The following is a 20,318-nucleotide window of genomic DNA, read 5'->3' on the forward strand; positions in this document are numbered from 1 at the left end:
CAGCGAAGCATCGGGGGTCCGGGAATGGCTGGGAAGAGGCGGGATTGTGACAGGCTGCCAGTAGGAGCGCGCCATGCGCGCGAAGCCGCGTGACATCTGTCGCCGTGGCGAAGAGTTGGTAACGGCGTCGGGTCCGATGCCACGTGGTAACGCCATGGGTCACGCGGCTTCGCGCGCATGGCGCGCTCCTACAACAGTCCGGGGCGAAATCAGTTGGGGGGGGTGCGCCTATACTTCGTCCGTTTTCCCATGGACCCGCTGATGAACCGTCTGCTCCGCATCCCGCACACCCTGGCGCTGCTGTTCGCCATCATGGCCGCCGCCCTGGTGGCCACCTGGCTGCTGCCGCAGGGGCAGTTCGAGACCGCTGTGAACGATGCCGGTAACACGGTGGTGGTGCCCGGTACCTACCAGGACGCGGAAGAGCGGGTAAACCTGTCGCCGCTGACCCTGTTCACCGTGGTGCCGCGGGCGATGGCGGCGGCCCAGGACATCATCTTTTTCGTGCTGATCGTCGGCGGGGCGCTGGCGGTGCTGCGGGCCAGCGGGCTGATCGACGCGGTGCTGGGCTGGACCCTGAAGCGGGTGGGGCACAGCCCGAAGCTGCTGATCATCATCGGCATGAGCGTGTTCGCGATCGGCTCGGGCACCATCGGCGTGGCCGAGGAGTACATACCGTTCGCGGCCATGCTGATTTCGCTGTGCCTGGCGATGCGCATGGACGTGATCACCGCCATGGGCATCCTGATCGGCGGCTACGGCATCGGCTACGGGGTGGCGGTCATGAACCCCTTCACCGTGATCGTGGCGCAGGATGTGTCAGGGCTGGAGCCGGCCTCGGGCTGGGAATTCCGGCTGGCACTGTTCGTGCCGTTCGTGGCGATCGGCGTGCACCACGTGTGGAGCTACGCGCGCAAGGTGCAGCAGGACCCGAACGCGAGCCTGATGAAGGGCATCGAGCCGCTGCACGCGCCGCCGTCCGAATACCCGCCACTCGACGGGCGCCGGATCGTGCTGCTGCTGGCGGCGATGCTGGCGCTGGGGCTGATGATCTGGGGCATCTCCACGCAGGGTTGGTACCTGGTGGAGCTGGGTGCACTGTTCATCGGCCTGGCGCTGTTCACCGGCCTGGTCGGCGGGCTGGGCGTCAACGCCACCGCGCGCCAGTTCGGGGATGGTGCCGCGGAGCTGGCAATGACTGCGCTGCTGATCGGCTTTGCCCGCTCGATTGCGCTGATCCTGGAGGAGGGCGTGGTGCTGCACACCATCGTGGATGTGCTGGCCACGCCGCTGTCGCTGCTCGGGGCGCATCTGGGGGCGGTGGGCATGATGTTCGTGCAGCTGGTGATCAACTTCTTCATTCCGTCCGGCAGCGGCCAGGCCTTCGTGACCATGCCGATCATGGCGCCGCTGGCGGACCTGGTCGGCATCAGCCGGCAGACGGCGGTGCTGGCGTTCCAGTTCGGCGACGGCTTCGCCAACATGCTGTTCCCGACCAACGTGATCCTGATGAGCATCCTCGGCATTGCCGGGATTCCCTACGACCGCTGGGTCCGCTTCGTGCTGCCGCTGTACCTGAAGATGCTTGCGGCGGGTTCCGTGGCGCTGGTGGTGTCGGTGATGATCGGCTACCAGTAGACTCCGCCGCTGGTGTTTTCAGCGGAAACCTTGATGACGCGTAAGGATCAGACCCCCGCCGCCGACCAGGCGCAGCCCAACTGGATCACCCGACTGCTGAACACGGTGGAGTGGCTGGGCAACCTGTTGCCGCATCCGGTCACTCTGTTCGCCCTGTTGGCGCTGGCGATCCTGCTGCTGTCGGGTGTGTTCGGTTGGATGGGCGTGAGCGTTCCCGATCCGCGTCCGGAAGGCACCGACGGACGTGCCGTTGACGGGATGATCCGGGTGATCAGCCTGCTCGACCCCGAAGGGCTGCGCCGGATCGTCACCAACCTGGTCACCAACTTCACCGGCTTCGTACCGCTGGGCACGGTGCTGGTGGCCATGCTGGGCGTCGGCATTGCCGAGCGTTCCGGCCTGCTGACCGCGGCGATCAAACTGCTGGTGCTGGGCGCGCCGAAGAACCTGGTCACCGTGGTGGTGGTGTTCGCGGCAGTGATGTCCAACACCGCCTCGGAGATGGGCTACGTGGTGGTGATCCCGCTGGCGGCGGCGATCTTCCATGCGCTCGGAAGGCACCCGCTGGCCGGGCTGGCGGCGGCGTTCGCCGGCGTGTCCGGTGGCTACAGCGCGAATCTGTTGATCGGCACGGTTGACCCGCTGCTGGCCGGCATCACCCAGGAAGCTGCTGAACTGATCCATCCCGGTTACGAGGTGCACGCGGCGGTCAACTGGTACTTCATGATCATCAGCACCTTCCTGGTCACCGTAATGGGCTGGTTCGTGACCGCGAAAATCGTCGAGCCCAAACTCGGGCCCTACGACCCCTCAAAGTTGGATGAGACCGCCGAATCGATCAGCATGGATCCGGTCAGTCCGGCGGAGCGGCGCGCGCTGGCCTGGGCCGGCTTGGTGGCGCTGGCGGTGAGCATCGGCATCGCTTTGCTGGTGGTGCCTTCGGGTGGCTGGCTGCGCCTGCCCGGCATCGAAGACGACACCCTGGCCAGCCTGCGCCCGTTCCTGACCGGGATCGTGGTGCTGGTGGCGGTGTTCTTCGCCATCCCGGGCATCGTCTATGGTGCGCTGACCGGGGCGTTCCGCAACGATCGCGACGTGATCGACGCCATGGCCAAGTCGATGAGCACCATGGGCCTGTACATCGTGCTGGTGTTCTTCGCCGCCCAGTTCGTAGCGTTCTTCAACTGGACCCAGCTTGGCCAGGTGGTGGCGGTGGTAGGTTCCAGCTCGCTGCAGGCGATCGGCCTGACCGGGCCGCTGGTGTTCCTGCCCTTTATCATCATCTGCGCCATCATCAACCTGTCGCTGGGCTCGGCCTCGGCGCAGTGGGCGGTGACTGCGCCGATCTTCGTGCCCATGCTGATGCTGATCGGCTACAGCCCCGAGGTGATCCAGGCGGCGTATCGCATTGGCGACTCGGTGACCAACATCATCACCCCGATGATGAGCTACTTCGGCCTGATCCTGGCCTTCGCCGCGCGCTACCAGAAGGACATCGGCGTGGGCACCCTGATCGCAATGATGCTGCCGTACTCGGTGGTGTTCTTCATCGGCTGGACAGCGCTGTTCTTCCTGTGGGTATTCGGCATGGGCCTGCCGGTGGGGCCGGGCGCGCCGACCTATTACATGCCGGGCTAGTAGCCGCCCGCCAGCAGCACAGGCAATTGCCTCCCTTCCCAGTCGCAGCGGACTTTGGGATAGTTGGTTCCGCCAGCCGGACAGACGCGCCGGTACGGGAACGGGGGAAGGAGCATGGGGAAGATCGGAGCAGCGCTGCTGCTGGGGCTGTTGTGCGCACTGGGGTCACCGCACGCCGGAGCGAGAGTGGACATCGGCCAGTTCGTGGAGCCGGACAGTTTCACCAACATCAAGCTGTCCCCGTCGGGGGAGTATTTTGCGATGACAGTGCCGGTTGAAGACCATACCGGCCTGGCGGTGATGCGCCGCAGCGACGGCCAGCTCACCGCTACCTTCCGCTTCAGCAATGGGACCCACGTCCACAATTTCTGGTGGGTCAATGACAACCGGGTATTGATGTCGGTCGCCGAGAGCTTTGGCAGTCGGGATGATCCGCTGCCGACCGGTGAGCTGTACGCGATGGACGCGGATGGCGGCCGCCGTGAGTTGCTGGTGGGCTGGCGCGTGCAGGTTGAGCAGACGGGCACCAGGATCAGGACAGGCAGGCGCGAAGAAAGCGTGGCGGCATACCTGGTTGATCCGCTGCCCGACGACGACCAGCACGTGCTGATCTCGGTCCATCCTCTCGCCAGGGATCCCCACACCCGGGTTGAGCGCATGGATGTGTATACCGGGCGGCGGGTACGCGTTACCGGTGCTCCGGTGCAGCGGGCGCGTTTCCTGACGGACAACCGGAACCAGGTGCGCTTCGCCCAGGGAGCAGGCGCGGACAACCACAGCCAGCTCTACTACCGGTCGGATGACAACAGCGACTGGGTGCTGTTCAACGACGAGCGCAGCAGCCGGCGTGTCGAGGCGCCGCTGGGCTTTTCCGATGACGATTCAACCGTTTACCTGCAGGTTGAACAGCCGGAAGGGCCGGACCTGGTCGAAGCGCTGGACGTGGCCACCGGCGAGCGTCGCCAGGTCCAGCGGGATGAGGTGGTCGATCCCACGCCGATCCATCGCGATGGCTGGGGCGCGCCGATCGGGGTGCGCTATCTGGGGGGAGAGGTGCGAAGCGCGTTCTTCGATGAGGAATCAGCGGATGCGCGCCTGCACCGGAGCCTGGAGTCCGCATTCCCGGGTTACCGCATCGATGTGCCCTCGGCCACCGCGGATGGCAGGTTGAAGCTGGTGCTGGCCAGCAGCGATGTGGATCCGGGCAGTTTCTATCTGTTCGACACTGTCGACAAGAAGGCCGACTTCCTGCTTGCCCGGCGCGAGAAGATCAATCCGGAAGACATGGCTCCTGTGCGGGGCGTGGAGATTCCGGCGCGCGACGGACTTCCCCTGCACGGATTCCTGACCATCCCGAAGGGATCGGACGGAACCGGATTGCCGCTGGTGGTGATGGTCCATGGGGGCCCTTACGGGGTTTTTGACAGCTGGGGGTTCGATACCGACACCCAGCTGCTGGCCGGCGCCGGATACGCGGTACTGCGGGTCAACTTCCGGGGTTCGGGCAATTATGGGCGCGCGTTCCTGCAGGCCGGGGCCCGGCAGTGGGGGCAGGCAATGCAGGATGACCTGACCGACGCCACCCGCTGGGCCATCGCAGAGGGGATCAGCGATGCCGACCGCATCTGCATCTATGGAGCCAGTTACGGCGGCTATGCGGCGTTGATGGGGGCTGCCCGGGAGCCCGACCTGTACCGTTGCGCGATCGGGTACGTTGGGGTCTACGACCTGCCCCGGATGAGCAGGGAGAACCGCGGGATTGGTCGCTGGGCCCGGACATGGACCCGGGACTGGGTGGGGGATGACCCGGCCGAACTTGCGGCGCTGTCTCCGGACCGCCTTGCCAGTCAGGTCAGGGTGCCGGTGTTCCTGGCTGCGGGTGGCGAGGACCAGGTTGCCCCGATCGGACACAGCCACGGGATGGAGCGGGCCCTCAAGCGCGCGGGCGTCCCCGTCGAAACCCTGTACTACCCGCGGGAAGGGCATGGCTTTTTCGTGGCGGAGCACAGGCGCGAGTTCTATCGGCGGCTGCTGGGCTTCCTGGATCAACACCTGGGCCGATGAACCGTGCAGTCGCGGGGTATCCGTACCTTGAAGCGGCGTGGACATGAAGTCGGAGTACTTGGGCTTGAGGATGAAGTGTTCCCCAGCTTCCGGCCCGGGCAAGGGCGTCACCACCTTCGAATTCGAAGGTATTGATCATGTCGATGACCACCGGCGCAAGACCGTGTGAACCGCATCGGCTACCATCGGCGCTTTGCCGAACCCGGAGGATTCCATGAAGCTGCGAACCGCTTTGCTGCCGCTGTGCCTGCTGGCAGCCGTTCCTTCGCTGGCCATGGCGGAGCGTGGCCTTGAAGGCCACGATCTGGCCAGCATGCCGCGGGTGTCATCGCCCACGCTGTCGCCCGATGGCGGCCGGCTGGTGTTCTCGCAGCGCACGGTGGACTTTGAAGCCGACAGCGCCAGCAGCGCGCTGTACCTGCGCGATCTGCGCACCCGCGACCTGCGTCCGCCGCACCGGATCACGCCGGAGGGCTGGAGCGTGTCCGCACCGGCGTTCTCTGCTGATGGCGACACGCTGTATTTCCTGAGTGCGAAGAACGGCAGCCAGCAGCTTTACGCCATGCCGGCCAGCGGCGGTGAGCCGCGCCAGCTGACCGATTTCGCCATGGGCATCGGCACCTGGCAGCTGTCGCCGCAAGGTGACAGCTTCGCCTTCAGCGTGGACGTGTTCCCGGATTGCGGCGCAGACTTCGGCTGCACGAAGGCGCGGCTCGATGAGCGTGAGGATGGCAAGACCACCGGGGTGCTGTACGAGCAGCTGTTCGTCCGCCACTGGGACACGTGGAAGGACGGACGCCGCAACCAGCTGTTCGCCGCCGAGGTGCCGCAGGGTGATGGCCCGGTGACCGGGGCGGTGTCGCTCAGTCATGCACTGTCAGGCGATATTCCGGGCAAGCCTTTCGGCGGCGCTTCTGACTACGCCTGGTCGCCCGACGGCGCCACCCTGGTGGCCAGCGTGAAGACCATCGAAGGGTCCGAGCAGGCCTGGTCGACCGACTTCGACCTGTATCGGATCAACGTGGACGGCAGCGGCACGCCGGTGAACCTGACGGCGGACAACCCGGCCGTGGATACGGGTCCGGTGTTCAGCCCGGATGGCGGGACCCTGTATTACCGGGCGATGGCCCGGGCCGGCTTTGAAGCGGACCGCTACGCGCTGATGGCCCTGGATCTGGCGAGCGGCGAGCGGCGTGAAATCGCCCCGGACTGGGACCGTTCGCCGGGTAGCGTGGTGGTTTCCAGCGATGGCAGCACCCTGTATGTCTCCGCCCAGGACACCGGTCAGTACCCGCTGTTCCAGGTGGACGTGGCCAGTGGCGAGGTGACCGAACTGGTCTCCGACGGCACGGTGACCTCGTTCACCCTGGCCGGCGACACCCTGGCCCTGAGCCGCAACTCCATGGCCACCGGCGACGTGGTCTACGTGGCCCAGGCGGACGGCAGCGCGCTGCGCCAGATCACCCCGACCGCCACTGAAATGCTCGACGGCGTGAGCATGGGCGAGTACGAGCAGTTCTCCTTCCGCGGCGCCAACAACGCCACCGTGTACGGCTGGGTGGTCAAGCCCGCCGGTTTCGAGGAAGGCCGCAAGTATCCCGTGGCCTTCCTGATCCACGGCGGTCCGCAGGGCAGCTTCGGCAACGGCTGGAGCTACCGCTGGAACCCGCAGACCTACGCCGGCGCCGGCTACGCGGTGGTGATGGTCGATTTCCACGGCTCCACCGGCTACGGCCAGGACTTCACCGACGCGATCAGCGGTGACTGGGGTGACAAGCCGCTGGTGGACCTGCAGAAGGGCTGGGAGTACGCGCTGGGCGAGTACGACTTCCTTGATGGCGATCGCGCCTGTGCGCTCGGCGCCAGCTACGGCGGCTACATGGTCAACTGGGTCGCCAGCCAGTGGAACGAGCCGTGGAAGTGCCTGGTCAACCACAACGGCGTGTTCGACACCCGTTCGATGGGCCTGGTGACCGAGGAGCTGTGGTTCACCGAGTGGGAGCACGGCGGCACGGTGTATGACAAGCCCGAAGCCTATGAGCGTCACAACCCCGCACGCCACATCGGTGACTGGAAGGTGCCGATGCTGGTGGTGGCAGGGCAGAAGGACTACCGGGTGCCGGTGGACCAGAGCCTCTCTGCGTTTACCGCGCTGCAGCGGCAGGGGATTGAATCCCAGCTGCTTTATTTCCCCGATGAGAACCACTGGGTGCTCAAGCCCAACAACAGCGTGCTCTGGCACGAGACGGTGAAGGCCTGGCTGGATCGGCACACCGGTAACTGATCGTTCGACCTCGCCGCCCGGCATCCGTGCCGGGCGGTTTTTTGTCCGCTTCACAGGAGTCATTCGCCGATGGCGATCCAGTCCGCTGCAAACACCGCGCTGATCACCAACGATATCGTTGTGTTCGGTCTGATCGCCGCCTCGCTGGGCGGCATTTTTTATCTGGCCAGCGGTCCGACGCCGTTCTGGAAAAAATTCTTCGCCTGGGTGCCGGCCCTGCTGCTGTGCTACTTCGTACCGGCGATCTACAACACCGCCGGGCTGATCGACGGCGAGGCGAGCCAGCTGTACTACTTCGGCAGCCGGGTGCTGCTGCCCGCGGCGCTGGTGCTGCTGACCCTGTCGGTGGACCTGAAAGGCGTGCTCAAGCTGGGGCCGCGGCTGTTGTTCGTATTCGTGGCCGGCACGCTGGGCATCGTGTTCGGGGCCATCGTCAGCTTCCAGCTGATGGAATGGTTCTGGCCGGCGGCGGTGGCCGGGGATACCTGGCGTGGCATGGCGGCGCTGTCCGGCAGCTGGATCGGGGGCGGGGCCAACATGGTGGCCATCCGCGAGATCTATGAGGTCGATGCCACCCTGTTCGGCCAGTTCGCCGTGGTTGACGTGGCCTTTGCCAGCCTGTGGCTGGCCACGCTGCTGTTCCTGGCCAACCGGGCGACGCAGATCGATGCGCGCAGCGGCGCGGACACCGCGGCGATCGACGAGATGCGTGATCGCATGGCCGCCTATGAGGCTGCCAATGCGCGCATCCCGACCCTGACCGACCTGATGGTGATCATCGGCGTGGGCTTCGGGATCGTTGCCCTGGCGCATGCGATTTCCAACCCGCTGGCAGCCTGGTTTGCCGAAACCTTCCCCTGGTCCAGCCGCTTCAGCCTGGACTCGAACTTTGTCTGGATCGTGGTGCTTTCCACCCTCGGCGGTCTGGCCTTGAGTTTCACCCGGGTACGGCAGCTGGAGAACACCGGCGCCTCCAGGATCGGCACCGTGTGCCTGTACTTCCTGATTGCGTGCATCGGCATGCAGATGAACTTCTTCCGCCTGGCCGAGCGGCCGGAGCTGCTGCTGATCGGCGGCATCTGGATGGCCGTGCACGTGCTGACCATCTGGGGCGCGGCGCGGCTGGTAAAGGCACCGCTGTTCTATTTCGCGGTGGGTTCGCAGGGCAATATCGGTGCTGCGGCGTCGGCGCCGGTGGTGGCGGGGGCGTTCCATCCCACCCTGGCGCCGGTGGGCGTGCTGCTGGGTACCGTGGGATACGCCACGGGCACCGTGATCGCCTATTTCATCGGCCAGATCCTGCGCCTGATGGCCGGCCAGTAGGAGCGCGCCACGCGCGCGAAGCCGCGTGAACCCTGCCTCCCCCCGATCGCCGCCAACGGGATGGCCACGCCGGCACGCCCGCGAGGCTCCGGAACAATCCCCCGTGGAGCTACAACAGACGTCACGCGGCTTCGCGCGCGTGGCGCGCTCCTACGATGAAGCAGGGACGGGCGTGCGAGTACCTTGGCGGCCGAGGGTCAGCCACAGGGCTGCGTGGATCGGCAGCAGCAGGCAGATCCAGGGCATGTTGCGCTGGGGCAGGACCGGCATCCAGTTGAGGAACAGTGCCAGCACGCCGGACGCCGCAATCGCCGCGAGGACCCAGCCGAACAGCCGGCCCGGTGCGCGGCCGCGGATCACACGCCATGCGCCAGGCAGCAGCAGCAGGCACAGCGGGTTGAACAGCAGGATGTTGTAGTTGTTCCAGCCGAAGCGGTGCTCCGTGCCGAACCAGATGAAGGCGATCAGTACGCCGATCAGGGTGCAGACCATCCAGAACGGCAGGGCTGCTGCCGCCAGCCGGGCCGGTGTCCGCGCGCCTGTCCATGTGATGGCGCCTGCCACGATCAGCCCGGCCAGCAGCCACGGCCACCAGTGTCGCGGAGCCTCCGCAGGTTCGGGCGGCAGCCGATGGGCCACCAGCTCCGCCTCTTCCACCACCAGCGGGCGCCCGTCCGCCAGGCGCACATCGCGCAAGCCCTCTGCCAGGCGCATCGGAACGAAGGCCTCCTGCCAGCGCGAGTTGGGCCGGTCGGCTGCAGGTCCCAGGCCGATGTCGAAGCCCAGCCACATCCACGGCGTGGGGGAGGCCAGCCGCACCGCGTCGGCGCGATAGGTATTGCCCCGCGAGCGGCCCTGCAGCTGGGTCGCCAGCAGGCCGTCCAGGGCCTCATCCAGGGCATCGCGTACGCGGGTGGAGCAGTTGTCGAGGAAATAGTCGTAGCGGTAGCGGGCGTTCTCCGGTCTGGCGTTTTCTTCCAGCCGGGCGGCGAGGGCGCGGGCCTGGTCAGGCGCCAGGTCCATCCACTGGATCGACACGCCCCGGCCCACCTGCTGGTAGTAAGCCAGGTCCTGCGACAGGGGCATGGCCACCAGCATGTAGTACATGTGCCCGCGGATGAAGTTGCGGGTGAATCCCGGCTCGTCCATATCGAAGAAGCCGAAGTTGTACGAGATCGGCTCGCCCAGGGCGGGGTCATCCACCACAATCGCGTTGTGGCCGAAGCGTTCGAAGAAGATCTCTCCGGGCTGCATCGTGGCCACGCCGATCCGCGGCGCCGCGACGGCCGCCGACGATAGCAGGTACAGCAGAAGCAGGGACCACATCGTAGGAGCGCGCCATGCGCGCGAAGCCGCGTGACGTTGAGGGTTGTTCACGCCTCTTCCACTTCCGGATGCACGCTCACATGCAGCGAATGCAGGCGACGCGAATCCGCCCGCGCCACGCGGAAGCCGAAGCGGCCCAGGGTCAGCTCCTCGCCGGCTTCGGGCAGGTGGCCGATCGCGTCGGTGACCAGCCCGCCGATGGTGTCGTACTCGTCGTCGCCGAAGTCCGAGCCGAAGCGCTCGTTGAAGTCCTCGATCGGGGTCAGCGCGTCGACCAGGTACTGGCCGTCGGCCTGGGCCGCGATCAGGGCGGCAGGATCATCGGCCTCGTCGTACTCGTCGTCGATCTCGCCAACGATTTCCTCCAGCACGTCCTCGATCGTGATCAGTCCGGCGACGCCGCCGTATTCGTCGATCACGATCGCCATGTGGTTGCGCGACTGGCGGAACTCGCGCAGCAGGATATCCAGGCGCTTGGATTCCGGAATCAGCACCGCGGGACGGAGCAGGGCGCGGATATCGGGCGATCCGGCACCGGGCAACGCACCGCGCAGCAGGTCCTTGGCCAGCAGGATGCCGAGCACTTCGTCCTTGTCCTCACCGTGGACCGGGAAACGCGAGTGGCCGGACTCCACCACCAGCGACATCACTTCCTCATAGCTGGCGTCGATGGGCAGGGAAACCATCTGCGAGCGCGCGATCATGGCGTCGCCCACGGTCATTTCCGAGATCGACATCGCCCCTTCCATGGTCAGAAGGGTGTCGGGAAGGATCAGGCCACCGGCCTGGGCGTCGCGCAGTATTTCCACCAGGTCTTCCCGGGTGGTCGGCTCGCCAGAGAGTGCCGAGCTGATGCGGTCCAGCCAGCTGCGGCGTTTGTCTTGGGTGTCTTGCGGTGAAGGTCGACTGTCGTCTTCTGCCATCTCGGTAACGTGAACGCCCAGTGGGGCTACCAGCGAAGTCTAGCGCGGAACCTGTCGTTCATCACGCGGCCGCTGTGGCTTCAGGCATCCAGATAGGGATCGGCAATACCCAGCGCGTCGAGGATCTCGCGCTCGAGCTGTTCCATCGCCTCCGCTTCCACGTCGTCGTCGTGATCCCAGCCAAGCAGGTGCAGGGTGCCGTGCACGGTCAGGTGGGCGTAATGGGCAGCGGGCGATTTGCCCTGCTCGCGGGCCTCACGGGCGACCACCGGTGCGCAGATGACCAGGTCGCCCAGCAGCGGCATGTGGAAATCTTCCGGCAGCCCTTCGGGCAGCTCTGCCGGGAAGCTGAGCACGTTGGTGGCGTAGTCCTTGCCGCGATAGTGGCGGTTAAGGGCGCGACCCTCGCGTTCGTCGACGATGCGGATGGCCAGGTCGGCTTCCCGGATGCGGCCGGCCAGCGCCGCGGTGGCCCACCTGCGGAAGCTGATCGCGGCAGGCACGCCCTTGCGCGATATCGCGTAGGCGACCGCCACGTCCAGGCGCTCGGGCCCCAGGGTCATTGCGCCCTCCATTCCAAAAGCCTGCGAAGTGCCACGGTCTGCATCCTGTCTGGAGCCAGGAACAGTCTACGACGCTGGGCCGGTCCCGGTGTCCTGCGCGTCGCGCTGTTCGTAGGCATTGACGATGCGGGCCACCAGCGGGTGGCGGACCACGTCACGCGATTCGAAGAAGGTGAAGCTCACACCTTCCACATCGTGCAGCACTTCGACCGCATCGCGCAGGCCGGACTTCACCTGTTTGGGCAGGTCGATCTGGGTCAGGTCGCCGGTGACTACCGCAGTGGAGCCGAAGCCCAGGCGGGTCAGGAACATCTTCATCTGTTCGATGGTGGTGTTCTGGGCTTCGTCCAGGATCACGAACGCGTCGTTGAGGGTGCGCCCGCGCATGTAGGCCAGCGGGGCGATTTCGATCACGTTGCGCTCCAGCAGCTTGAGCACTTTTTCCACGCCCAGCATTTCGTACAGCGCGTCGTAGAGCGGGCGCAGATAGGGGTCGACCTTCTGGCTCAGATCGCCGGGCAGGAAGCCGAGCTTCTCGCCGGCCTCCACCGCCGGGCGCACCAGCACCAGGCGCTGCACTTTCGATTCGTTCAGCGCCTCCACGGCCATGGCCACGGCGAGGAAGGTCTTGCCGGTGCCGGCCGGACCGACGCCGAAGTTGATGTCGTGGGTGGCAATGGAGTGCAGGTATCTGGTCTGGTTCGCGCCGCGCCCGCGCACGGTGCCGCGCTTGACCTTCACCGCGACTTCCTGGGGCGCGTAATCCTCGGGATGGAGCTCGAGGTTCGAGTGGCTCATGCGTACGTTGATGGCGTGGCTGTCCAGGGTTTCGGTGGCGGCTTCCTCGTACAGGCCGCGCAGCAGTTTCTCGGTCCGGGCCACGACGTCCGCGTCGCGTCCGCTGACCCGGAACACATTGCCGCGGTTGGCGATTTCCACGCCCAGACGCAGCTCGATCTGGCGCAAATGACCGTCGAACGGACCGGAAAGATTGGCCAGCCGTTCGGTGTCGGCTGGGTCGAGGGTGAAGTCGCGATGCGTTGTTTCGGCCATAGGCGGCAAGGGTAGCGCACCGCGCGATGGGCGTCCGCGCCAGCGCGGGCGTGGGGACACCGGTTCAGCCCCGGTTCCTCTTTTAATTGACGATCCAATTAATATCGCCCCATGGACAGAAAGCCACCGGACAGACCCCGTGCCGTGCGACCTGGCAAGGCGGTGCCCAGCCGCCAGCCCGGGCGGCCCGCAGGCAACATCGATCGTCGTGCGCTGGCCCTTGATGCCGCGCTGCACTGCTACGTGCACCGCGGCATCGCCGCCACCACCCTGCGGGACATTGCCGCGCAGGCCGGGGTGACGCCCGCCGCGTTGCACTACTACTTCGATGACGCCGCCGGCCTGCGTGATGCAGTCATCGCCGAGCGGCTGATGCCGGTCTTTGAACAGGTGCGCGGCGGCCTCATCGGCATGCCCGATGCCAGCTTGCGCCAGGTGCTGGAAGGCTTCATCCACCATCTGTGTGCACTGGTGGAAGAGCACCCGTGGCTGTCGGCCCTGTGGATCCGCGAGGTGGTCAGCGAAGGCGGGAGCCTGCGCGACCTGCTGGTCAACCGGATGGCACCGGAGATCACCCGCATCCTGACGGCAAGGATCGCGGCGGAGCAGCAGGCAGGACGCCTCAACCCGGCGCTGGATCCCCGCCTGCTGATGGTCTCGCTGGTTGGGCTGACCCTGTTTCCGGCCGCCGGGCTGCCGATCTGGCAGCAGCTGTTCGAAGGCCAGCCGCTGGACATCCACCACATCCGAAACCACGCGCTTGCCCTGGTCGAGCGCGGACTGGAGCTTCCCGAATGAGTTTTGCAATCCCCTTGCGGCATGGCGCCGCTGCGCTGGCCCTGTTGGCCGTGCTCACCTTGGCTGGTTGCAGCAAGAGCGGGCCGCAGGCGCTGGGCACGCTGGAGTACGACCGCATCACCGTGCCGGCCCCTGAGGGCGAAAGGATCATCGGCATCCACGTGCGCGAGGGCCAGCAGGTGGCCGAAGGGGCCGCGCTGCTTACCCTTGAACGCACCCGCGGCGATGCCCGCCTGGTGGCCAGCCTGGCCGAAGCCAGTCAGCGGCGCGAAGCGCTGCTGGAGCTGCAAGCGGGGCCGCGCGAAGAAGACATCGCCCAAGCCCGAGCCAACCTCGCCGCAGCCCAGGCCCAGGCGCGGGACGCCCGTGCCCGCTACCAGCGCCTGGCGCCGCTGGGCAGCGAGCAGCTGGTCTCCGCCGCCGATGTGGATGCGGCCCGCGCTGCAGCACAAAGTGCAGAAGCGCAGGTGCGCGCCGGGCAGGCGGCATTGGATGAATTGCTCAATGGCGCCCGCCCCGAGCAGCTGGCCCAGGCCAGCGCCGCGCTGCAGGCCGCGCAGGCGCGGTTCCGGGCCGAAGAGGCCACCGCGGAGAAGCTCAGCGTGGTCGCGCCGCGGGCAGGGCGGGTGGACAGCCTGCCGTACCGCAGCGGTGACCAGGCGCCGATCGGCGCGCCGCTGGCCGTGCTGCTGGTGGGCGACGCGCCCTATGCCCGGATCCACGTGCCGCAGCCGATTCGCGAACAGGTGGGCGTGGGCGACCGCGTCCGGGTGCGCCTTGAAGGCAGCGGGCGGACCTTCGCCGGCGAGGTGCGGATGATCCGCAGCGAGCCCGCCTTCACCCCTTACTACGCGCTGACCGGCGATGACGCTTCGCGGCTGGGCTACCTGGCCGAGGTGCAGCTGGAACCGGCGGCGGGTGGGCTTCCCGCCGGGCTGCCGGTGCTGGTCGAGTTCAACTCTGGGGAACGGGCGCAATGATGGGCGGCACGCCTCCGTCGCAGGCCGGGGATGAAACTGCCCCGCCGGCCATCCGGGCCCGCGGCCTGACCCGGCGCTTCGGCGACCTGGTGGCCGTGGACGGTGTGGACCTGACCGTGCCGCGCGCCAACGTGTACGGCTTCCTCGGTCCGAACGGATCCGGCAAGTCCACCACCATCCGCATGCTGTGCGGGCTGCTGACGCCCAGCGATGGCGAGATCGAGGTGCTGGGCCTGCGCGTGCCCGAACAGGCAGAGGCCCTGCGTCTGCGGATCGGCTACATGACCCAGAAGTTCTCGCTGTTCGAAGACCTCACGGTGCGCGAGAACCTGGAGTTCCTTGCCGCCGTGTACGGGCTTGATCGCGCCGCCACGCGCAGGCGGGTGGATGAGCTCATTGACCGCTATCACTTCGACGATCGCCAGAAACAGCTGGCCGGAACCATGAGCGGCGGGCAGAAGCAGCGCTTGGCGCTGGCGGCAGCGGTGATCCACGAACCCGAGCTGCTGTTCCTGGACGAGCCGACCAGCGCGGTGGATCCGGAGTCGCGCCGCGACTTCTGGGAGAAGCTGTTCGAACTGGCCGATGCGGGAACCACCCTGCTGGTTTCCACCCATTACATGGACGAGGCCGAGCGCTGCCACCGGATTGCGATCCTCGACCGCGGCGTGTTGGTGGCGGCCGGCGCGCCTGCGGACCTGGCGGGCGAGCTGGCCGGGCGCAGCGTGCAAGTGCATGCGCGCCATCCGCGCCGCGCACAGCAGGCGCTGGCCGCGCTGCCGGGGGTGATCAGTGCGGCGCAGATCGGCAACAGTCTGCGCGTGCTGTCCGCGCCCGGCCATGACAGCGTGGATGCCATTCGCGACTCACTGTCCAAGGCCGGGCTGGACGCCGAGGTGGAGCTTGTAGCGGCCAACCTGGAAGACGTGTTCGTCGCCGCCACCCACGGGCGCGCGGCTGAAGGAGCGCAGGAATGAAGAACCTGCGCCGGATGTGGGCCGTGGCGTTGAAGGAGATGCGGCAGATGCGCCGCGACCGGATCAGCGTGGTGATGATCGTGCTGATCCCGGTGATCGACCTGCTGCTGTTCGGCTATGCGATCAACCTCAACCCGCGCAACCTGGAGGCCGCGGTGGTGGACCAGGCCAGTACCGCCACCTCCCGGGCCGCGGTGATGGACATGGCAGCGACCGGCGTGATTGACCTGCAGCGGGTTGCCCACAGCCCGCAGCAGTTGGTGGACATGCTGCGGCGTGGTGAGGTCAGCGTGGGTATCGCCATTCCGCCCGATTACGAGCGCCGCCTGGCCGATGGGCGCGCAGCGGTGCAGGTGATGGTGGATGGCACCGACACCGTGGTCCAGGCCGCGGCCAATCAGCTGGCGCAGATGCCGCTGGAGGGGCCCAATGGCGTGCATCCGGTGGCGCATGCGTCGCAGATCGAGGTGGTGAGCTTTTACAACCCGGAGCGCCGTTCGGCGGTGACCATCGTGCCCGGGCTGATCGGCATCATCCTCACCATGACCATGATGATGTTCACCGCCATGGCCGCGGTGCGCGAGCGCGAGCGCGGCAACATGGAGCTGCTGATCGCCACCCCGCTCAGCCGCAGTGCGTTGATGATCGGCAAGGTGCTGCCCTATGCGGTGATCGGCCTGATCCAGACCACGCTGATCCTGGTGTTGGGGTTCTGGCTGTTCTCCATTCCGCTGCGCGGCAGCCTGGTGGATGTGTACATCGCCGCGATCCTGCTGATCTTCGCCAACCTGTCGATCGGCCTGTTGATTTCAACGCGCACCCGCACCCAGTTCCAGGCGATCCAGGTGGCGATGCTGGTGTTCCTGCCGTCGATCCTGATTTCCGGCTTCATGTTCCCCTTCGCGGGCATGCCGGACGTGGTGCAGTGGGGCGCGGAGCTGTTGCCGATGACCCAGTTCCTGCGTCTGATCCGCGGGGTCATGCTGCGCGGAGCCAGCATCTGGGAGCTGTGGCCGGCAGTACTGGCGCTGGTGGCTTTCACTGCCGTCACCATGACCGTTGCGATCAGCCAGTTCCGCAAGCGCCTGGACTGACCCGGGCGTCGAACCGGAGCCGGAGCCGGAGCCGGGCACCTCTGCGGGATGCACCCGGTCGACTGGATGCGCCTGCTACGCGGTCGACCGGGTTCGCGGGACGCCACCCACGTGCCGCTGACTTGCGCAGACCCCGTACGTCGGATTTACCTGCGCGGCCTCCGGTAGGAGCGCGCCATGCGCGCGAAGCCGCGTGAATAGGATCATTGCCGCGTGGCGTCGGTCCCGGTGCACTGGCCGACCCCGGCCCGCACAGCCAATCGTCATGCGGTTTCGCGCGCATGGCGCGCTCCTACAAAGTCGGCCGGACAGCCAAGGCGGTCAGATGGCCAGGAGCATCAGACGGCAAGCGCGAATCAGGCGACCTGCTGCACCCGTCCGCGCAGCGAGTTGCTCAGCGCTTCGGTGATCACCACGTCGACAAACTGGCCCACCAGCCGCGCCGGGGCGGGGAAGTTCACCGAGCGCATGTTCTCGGTCTTGCCGGTCAGCTCGTTCGGATCCCTGCGCGAAGGACCGGTCACCAGCACCCGCTGCACGCTGCCCACCATCGCCCGCGAAATGCCGGCCGAGTATTCGTTGATGTGCGCCTGAAGCCGTGAGAGCCGGGCGTGCTTCACATCATCTGGCACTTCATCGGGCAGATCGGCGGCCGGGGTGCCCGGACGGCGCGAGTAGATGAAGGAGAAGCTCTGGTCGAAGCCGACGTCCTGGATCAGCTTCATGGTCTTTTCGAAGTCGGCGTCGGTCTCGCCGGGGAAGCCGACGATGAAGTCCGAGGAAATCGAGATGTCCGGCCGCACCGCGCGCAGCTTGCGGATCTTCTGCTTGAACTCGAGCGCCGTGTAACCGCGCTTCATCGCCGACAGGACGCGGTCGCTGCCCGACTGCACCGGCAGGTGCAGGTAGTTGGCCAGCTGCGGCACGTCGCGGTAGGCCTCCACCAGCGAGTCGGAAAACTCCAGCGGGTGCGAGGTGGTGAAACGGATCCGCTCGATGCCGTCGATCTCGGCGATGGTGCGGATCAGCAGGCCAAGGTCGGCCACCTCCGCCGTACCTTCCATAGGACCGCGGTAGGCGTTGACGTTCTGGCCCAGCAGGTTGACCTCGCGCACGGCCTGGTCGGCCAGGCGCATCACTTCCACCAGCACGTCCTCGAACGGGCGGCTGATCTCGGTGCCGCGGGTGTAGGGCACCACGCAGAAGCTGCAGTACTTGCTGCAGCCTTCCATGATCGAGACGAACGCGCTGGGTCCATCGGCGCGTGGCTCGGGCAGGCGGTCGAACTTCTCGATCTCGGGGAAGCTGATGTCCACCTGCGGTCGGTCCTGCTCGCGCCGGGCGCGGATCAGCTCCGGCAGCCGGTGCAGGGTCTGCGGCCCGAACACCAGGTCCACATACGGCGCGCGCTTGATGATCGCTTCGCCTTCCTGCGAGGCCACGCAGCCGCCCACGCCAATCAGCACCGGCTTTCCGTCCTTTTTCAGCGACTTCCAGCGGCCCAGCTGGCTGAACACCTTCTCCTGCGCCTTCTCGCGGATCGAGCAGGTGTTGACCAGCACCACGTCGGCTTCCTCGACGTTGTCGGTCAGCTCCAGCCCTTCGGCAGCGGCCAGCACGTCGGCCATGCGCGACGAGTCGTACTCGTTCATCTGGCAGCCGTGGGTCTGGATGAACAGCTTGCCGCGCACCGGCGGGGTCGCGGATGCGTGCTCCAGCGGAGCAGGGTCGGCGACGGTCAGGGCCTGTTGGCCGGGGGCATGGGGTGTGGTCATGGCGGTTCCGGGGCGCGGCGGGTAGTCCGGGCCGGATGGCGGTTCAAGGGCCGGATAGTCTAATCGGTCGCGTTTGCGCGCGGTATATACGTCTGTGAGGCCTGCACTTGGCAAGCCGCGCCAATCGGGGGAAACTCCGGACGATGAAAGGGGTAAGGGGACTCATTGCAGCGTTGTGCGTGTGCGCGGCCTTCCCGGCCGCGGCGGGTACCCTGTACCGATGCGTTGGCGCCGACGGCGTGTCCCAGTACGTGAGCAAGCGGATCGCTGGCACCAGCTGCACGGTCGCTGCCAGCTACCGCCCAGAACGCACCCGGGCCCGCACCACGCCGGCTCCGGCAGCAAGCGCCACCGCCAATCGCGACGCAGCCTCTCCAGCCTCTTCGGGCAGCGCCCCGGCAACGTTCATGGGCGGATCTTCCACCAGTAAACCGGCAGCCGCGGCGACGCCTCCCCAACCGGCCCGCGCAGGCGGACGGCGGGTCAGCGGACAGGTCTATTCCTACGTCAAGGACGGCGTGCGCCATTACAGCAGCACCCCGCCGCGCGGCGCTGCCGCGAGCGGCGCCACGGCCATGCGCACCATCAGCTACAGCTTCATCGAGCAGTGCTTCGCGTGCGGATCCCCGGGGGTGAGCTTCGCCAACGTGCGCCTGAACACCGATGCCTTCAATGCGGAAGTGGCCGCCGCGGCGCGCGAGTTCGGGGTGGAAGAGGCCATCGTGCGTGCGGTCATGCATGCCGAATCGGCGTTCAACCCCAAAGCGCTTTCCCGCGCGGGTGCACAGGGGTTGATGCAGTTGATGCCGGCCACCGCGGCGCGGTTCGGGGTAACCGATGCCTTCGACCCGGCGCAGAACATCCGCGGCGGGGTGCAGTACCTGGCCTGGCTGCTGCGGCGTTTCAACGGCGACCTGACCCTGGCCTCGGCCGGCTACAACGCCGGCGAGGGCGCGGTGGACCGCCACGGTGGCGTTCCGCCATATCGTGAGACGCAGACCTATGTGCAGCGGGTGGCGGTGCTGGCCGAGCGCTATCGCGGACAGCTGGCGGTGGCTTCCGCCAGCGGTGTTCACTGAAACCGGATCCGGTCGGCCCCATGCATGCAGACAGCTGTCAAGAGATTGTCGGTCGATTCAGCCATCCGTTACACTCCATTGTCTTTGGCGGCCGGTCCGACGTTCGGGTGGGCCGCTTGAATCGATTTTCAACAGCTAGCGATCAGGTTTGCGGAGTGCCGGATGGCCAATGAAGCGGTGATCGATCCTGCCAGCGGCGAGGATCCAGTCAACACGGGCAGGCGCAGGTTCCTGACCGCCACCACGGCAGTGGTCGGCGCGGTCGGGGTCGGCGCAGCGGCAATCCCGTTCATCAAGTCGTGGAATCCCAGCGCGCGGGCGTTGACCGCCGGTGCGCCGGTGACGGTCGATATCAGCGGCCTGCAGACGGGCCAGCGCATGATCGTGGAGTGGCGCGGCCAGCCGGTGTGGGTGGTACGCCGCACCCAGCAGATCCTGGATCTGCTGCCCACCCTGGACAGCCTGCTCAGCGATCCGCTGTCAAAGAACGCCGATCAGCAGCCCGACTACGTGCTCGAAGGCGACCCGGAGCTGCGTTCGCTGCGCCCCGAGGTGCTGGTGCTGGTGGGAATCTGCACCCATCTGGGCTGCTCCCCGGAGATGGTGGCCGAAATCGGCCCCGCGCCATTCGATGCCGACTGGAAGGGCGGGTATTTCTGCCCGTGCCACAAATCCAAGTTCGACATGTCCGGTCGCGTCTACGCCGGGATGCCGGCGCCGGCCAACCTGGTCGTTCCTCCGCATCACTATGTCGATGACAACACCATCGTCGTCGGCGTCGACCCTGAAGGAGCGGCTTGAAC

16 protein-coding genes are annotated in these 20,318 nt (G+C 66.8%); 11 read left to right on the forward strand and 5 right to left on the reverse strand.

What is annotated here, in order from left to right:
• Positions 1–261: 261 nt before the first annotated feature.
• From ACW7G2_RS00005 to ACW7G2_RS00025, 5 genes are all read left to right on the forward strand, one after another.
• Complete coding sequence (locus ACW7G2_RS00005) at positions 262–1,638, forward strand: YfcC family protein (protein ID WP_456971460.1); 1,377 nt, start codon at positions 262–264, stop codon at positions 1,636–1,638.
• 33 nt (positions 1,639–1,671) lie between these two features.
• Positions 1,672–3,276: an AbgT family transporter gene (locus ACW7G2_RS00010; protein ID WP_456971462.1), complete on the forward strand. Its 1,605-nt coding sequence runs from the start codon at positions 1,672–1,674 to the stop codon at positions 3,274–3,276.
• A 114-nt stretch (positions 3,277–3,390) separates the two neighbouring features.
• Positions 3,391–5,340: an alpha/beta hydrolase family protein gene (locus tag ACW7G2_RS00015; RefSeq protein WP_456971464.1), complete on the forward strand. Its 1,950-nt coding sequence runs from the start codon at positions 3,391–3,393 to the stop codon at positions 5,338–5,340.
• 214 nt (positions 5,341–5,554) lie between these two features.
• Positions 5,555–7,624, forward strand: coding sequence for a prolyl oligopeptidase family serine peptidase (locus ACW7G2_RS00020; RefSeq protein WP_456971466.1), 2,070 nt, complete (start codon positions 5,555–5,557; stop codon positions 7,622–7,624).
• Positions 7,625–7,693: 69 nt separating this feature from the next.
• Positions 7,694–8,947 carry a DUF819 family protein gene (locus ACW7G2_RS00025; RefSeq protein WP_456971468.1) on the forward strand — a complete coding sequence of 418 codons (1,254 nt, stop codon included), beginning with the start codon at positions 7,694–7,696 and terminating at the stop codon, positions 8,945–8,947.
• Between the two features lie 150 nt (positions 8,948–9,097).
• On the opposite strand, the gene ACW7G2_RS00030 is transcribed toward ACW7G2_RS00025, so the two are convergent.
• From ACW7G2_RS00030 to ACW7G2_RS00045, 4 genes are all read right to left on the reverse strand, one after another.
• Positions 9,098–10,273 (reverse strand): lipoprotein N-acyltransferase Lnb domain-containing protein, encoded by a 1,176-nt coding sequence (locus tag ACW7G2_RS00030; protein ID WP_456971470.1) that lies wholly within the window; start codon positions 10,271–10,273, stop codon positions 9,098–9,100.
• A 47-nt stretch (positions 10,274–10,320) separates the two neighbouring features.
• The gene (locus tag ACW7G2_RS00035) at positions 10,321–11,196 is read right to left on the reverse strand and encodes an HlyC/CorC family transporter (protein WP_456971472.1); all 876 of its coding nucleotides are present in this window, start codon (positions 11,194–11,196) and stop codon (positions 10,321–10,323) included.
• A gap of 80 nt (positions 11,197–11,276) precedes the next feature.
• The gene (ybeY, locus tag ACW7G2_RS00040) at positions 11,277–11,759 is read right to left on the reverse strand and encodes an rRNA maturation RNase YbeY (RefSeq protein WP_456971474.1); all 483 of its coding nucleotides are present in this window, start codon (positions 11,757–11,759) and stop codon (positions 11,277–11,279) included.
• A gap of 66 nt (positions 11,760–11,825) precedes the next feature.
• Positions 11,826–12,812 carry a PhoH family protein gene (locus ACW7G2_RS00045; protein ID WP_456971476.1) on the reverse strand — a complete coding sequence of 329 codons (987 nt, stop codon included), beginning with the start codon at positions 12,810–12,812 and terminating at the stop codon, positions 11,826–11,828.
• Between the two features lie 144 nt (positions 12,813–12,956).
• Between ACW7G2_RS00045 and ACW7G2_RS00050 the strand changes: the two genes are divergently transcribed.
• The 4 genes from ACW7G2_RS00050 to ACW7G2_RS00065 are packed head-to-tail and all read left to right on the forward strand — an operon-like array spanning position 12,957 to position 16,661.
• Positions 12,957–13,610 (forward strand): TetR/AcrR family transcriptional regulator, encoded by a 654-nt coding sequence (locus ACW7G2_RS00050; protein WP_456971478.1) that lies wholly within the window; start codon positions 12,957–12,959, stop codon positions 13,608–13,610.
• Entirely contained in the window at positions 13,607–14,590 is a 984-nt protein-coding gene (locus ACW7G2_RS00055; RefSeq protein ID WP_456971480.1) for an HlyD family secretion protein, read from the forward strand. Before ACW7G2_RS00050 ends, ACW7G2_RS00055 begins: the two co-directional genes overlap by 4 nt.
• A gap of 50 nt (positions 14,591–14,640) precedes the next feature.
• Positions 14,641–15,567, forward strand: a complete 927-nt coding sequence (locus tag ACW7G2_RS00060) for an ABC transporter ATP-binding protein (protein ID WP_456972198.1) — start codon at positions 14,641–14,643, stop codon at positions 15,565–15,567.
• A complete protein-coding gene (locus ACW7G2_RS00065) occupies positions 15,564–16,661 on the forward strand; it encodes an ABC transporter permease (RefSeq protein ID WP_456971482.1) in 1,098 nt (365 codons plus the stop codon). The genes ACW7G2_RS00060 and ACW7G2_RS00065 overlap by 4 nt, the downstream gene beginning before the upstream one ends.
• 356 nt (positions 16,662–17,017) lie before the next feature.
• On the opposite strand, the gene miaB is transcribed toward ACW7G2_RS00065, so the two are convergent.
• A complete protein-coding gene (gene miaB / locus ACW7G2_RS00070) occupies positions 17,018–18,436 on the reverse strand; it encodes a tRNA (N6-isopentenyl adenosine(37)-C2)-methylthiotransferase MiaB (protein WP_456971485.1) in 1,419 nt (472 codons plus the stop codon).
• Between the two features lie 143 nt (positions 18,437–18,579).
• Between miaB and ACW7G2_RS00075 the strand changes: the two genes are divergently transcribed.
• Positions 18,580–19,515, forward strand: coding sequence for a lytic transglycosylase domain-containing protein (locus ACW7G2_RS00075; protein ID WP_456971487.1), 936 nt, complete (start codon positions 18,580–18,582; stop codon positions 19,513–19,515).
• Positions 19,516–19,677: 162 nt separating this feature from the next.
• Entirely contained in the window at positions 19,678–20,316 is a 639-nt protein-coding gene (gene petA / locus ACW7G2_RS00080; RefSeq protein ID WP_456971489.1) for a ubiquinol-cytochrome c reductase iron-sulfur subunit, read from the forward strand.
• Positions 20,317–20,318 lie beyond the last annotated feature (2 nt).

This window comes from Luteimonas sp. A277, from assembly GCF_054052045.1.

Excerpts from the sequence above, each read along its gene's own strand:
- petA (WP_456971489.1), top strand. The coding sequence starts at position 19,678 with ATGGCCAATGAAGCGGTGATCGATCCTGCCAGCGGCGAGGATCCAGTC.
- ACW7G2_RS00045 (WP_456971476.1), bottom strand. The coding sequence starts at position 12,812 with ATGGCCGAAACAACGCATCGCGACTTCACCCTCGACCCAGCCGACACC.
- ACW7G2_RS00075 (WP_456971487.1), top strand. The coding sequence starts at position 18,580 with ATGAAAGGGGTAAGGGGACTCATTGCAGCGTTGTGCGTGTGCGCGGCC.
- ACW7G2_RS00065 (WP_456971482.1), top strand. The coding sequence starts at position 15,564 with ATGAAGAACCTGCGCCGGATGTGGGCCGTGGCGTTGAAGGAGATGCGG.
- ybeY (WP_456971474.1), bottom strand. The coding sequence starts at position 11,759 with ATGACCCTGGGGCCCGAGCGCCTGGACGTGGCGGTCGCCTACGCGATA.
- ACW7G2_RS00015 (WP_456971464.1), top strand. The coding sequence starts at position 3,391 with ATGGGGAAGATCGGAGCAGCGCTGCTGCTGGGGCTGTTGTGCGCACTG.
- miaB (WP_456971485.1), bottom strand. The coding sequence starts at position 18,436 with ATGACCACACCCCATGCCCCCGGCCAACAGGCCCTGACCGTCGCCGAC.
- ACW7G2_RS00020 (WP_456971466.1), top strand. The coding sequence starts at position 5,555 with ATGAAGCTGCGAACCGCTTTGCTGCCGCTGTGCCTGCTGGCAGCCGTT.
- ACW7G2_RS00055 (WP_456971480.1), top strand. The coding sequence starts at position 13,607 with ATGAGTTTTGCAATCCCCTTGCGGCATGGCGCCGCTGCGCTGGCCCTG.
- ACW7G2_RS00035 (WP_456971472.1), bottom strand. The coding sequence starts at position 11,196 with ATGGCAGAAGACGACAGTCGACCTTCACCGCAAGACACCCAAGACAAA.
- ACW7G2_RS00010 (WP_456971462.1), top strand. The coding sequence starts at position 1,672 with ATGACGCGTAAGGATCAGACCCCCGCCGCCGACCAGGCGCAGCCCAAC.
- ACW7G2_RS00030 (WP_456971470.1), bottom strand. The coding sequence starts at position 10,273 with ATGTGGTCCCTGCTTCTGCTGTACCTGCTATCGTCGGCGGCCGTCGCG.
- ACW7G2_RS00025 (WP_456971468.1), top strand. The coding sequence starts at position 7,694 with ATGGCGATCCAGTCCGCTGCAAACACCGCGCTGATCACCAACGATATC.
- ACW7G2_RS00005 (WP_456971460.1), top strand. The coding sequence starts at position 262 with ATGAACCGTCTGCTCCGCATCCCGCACACCCTGGCGCTGCTGTTCGCC.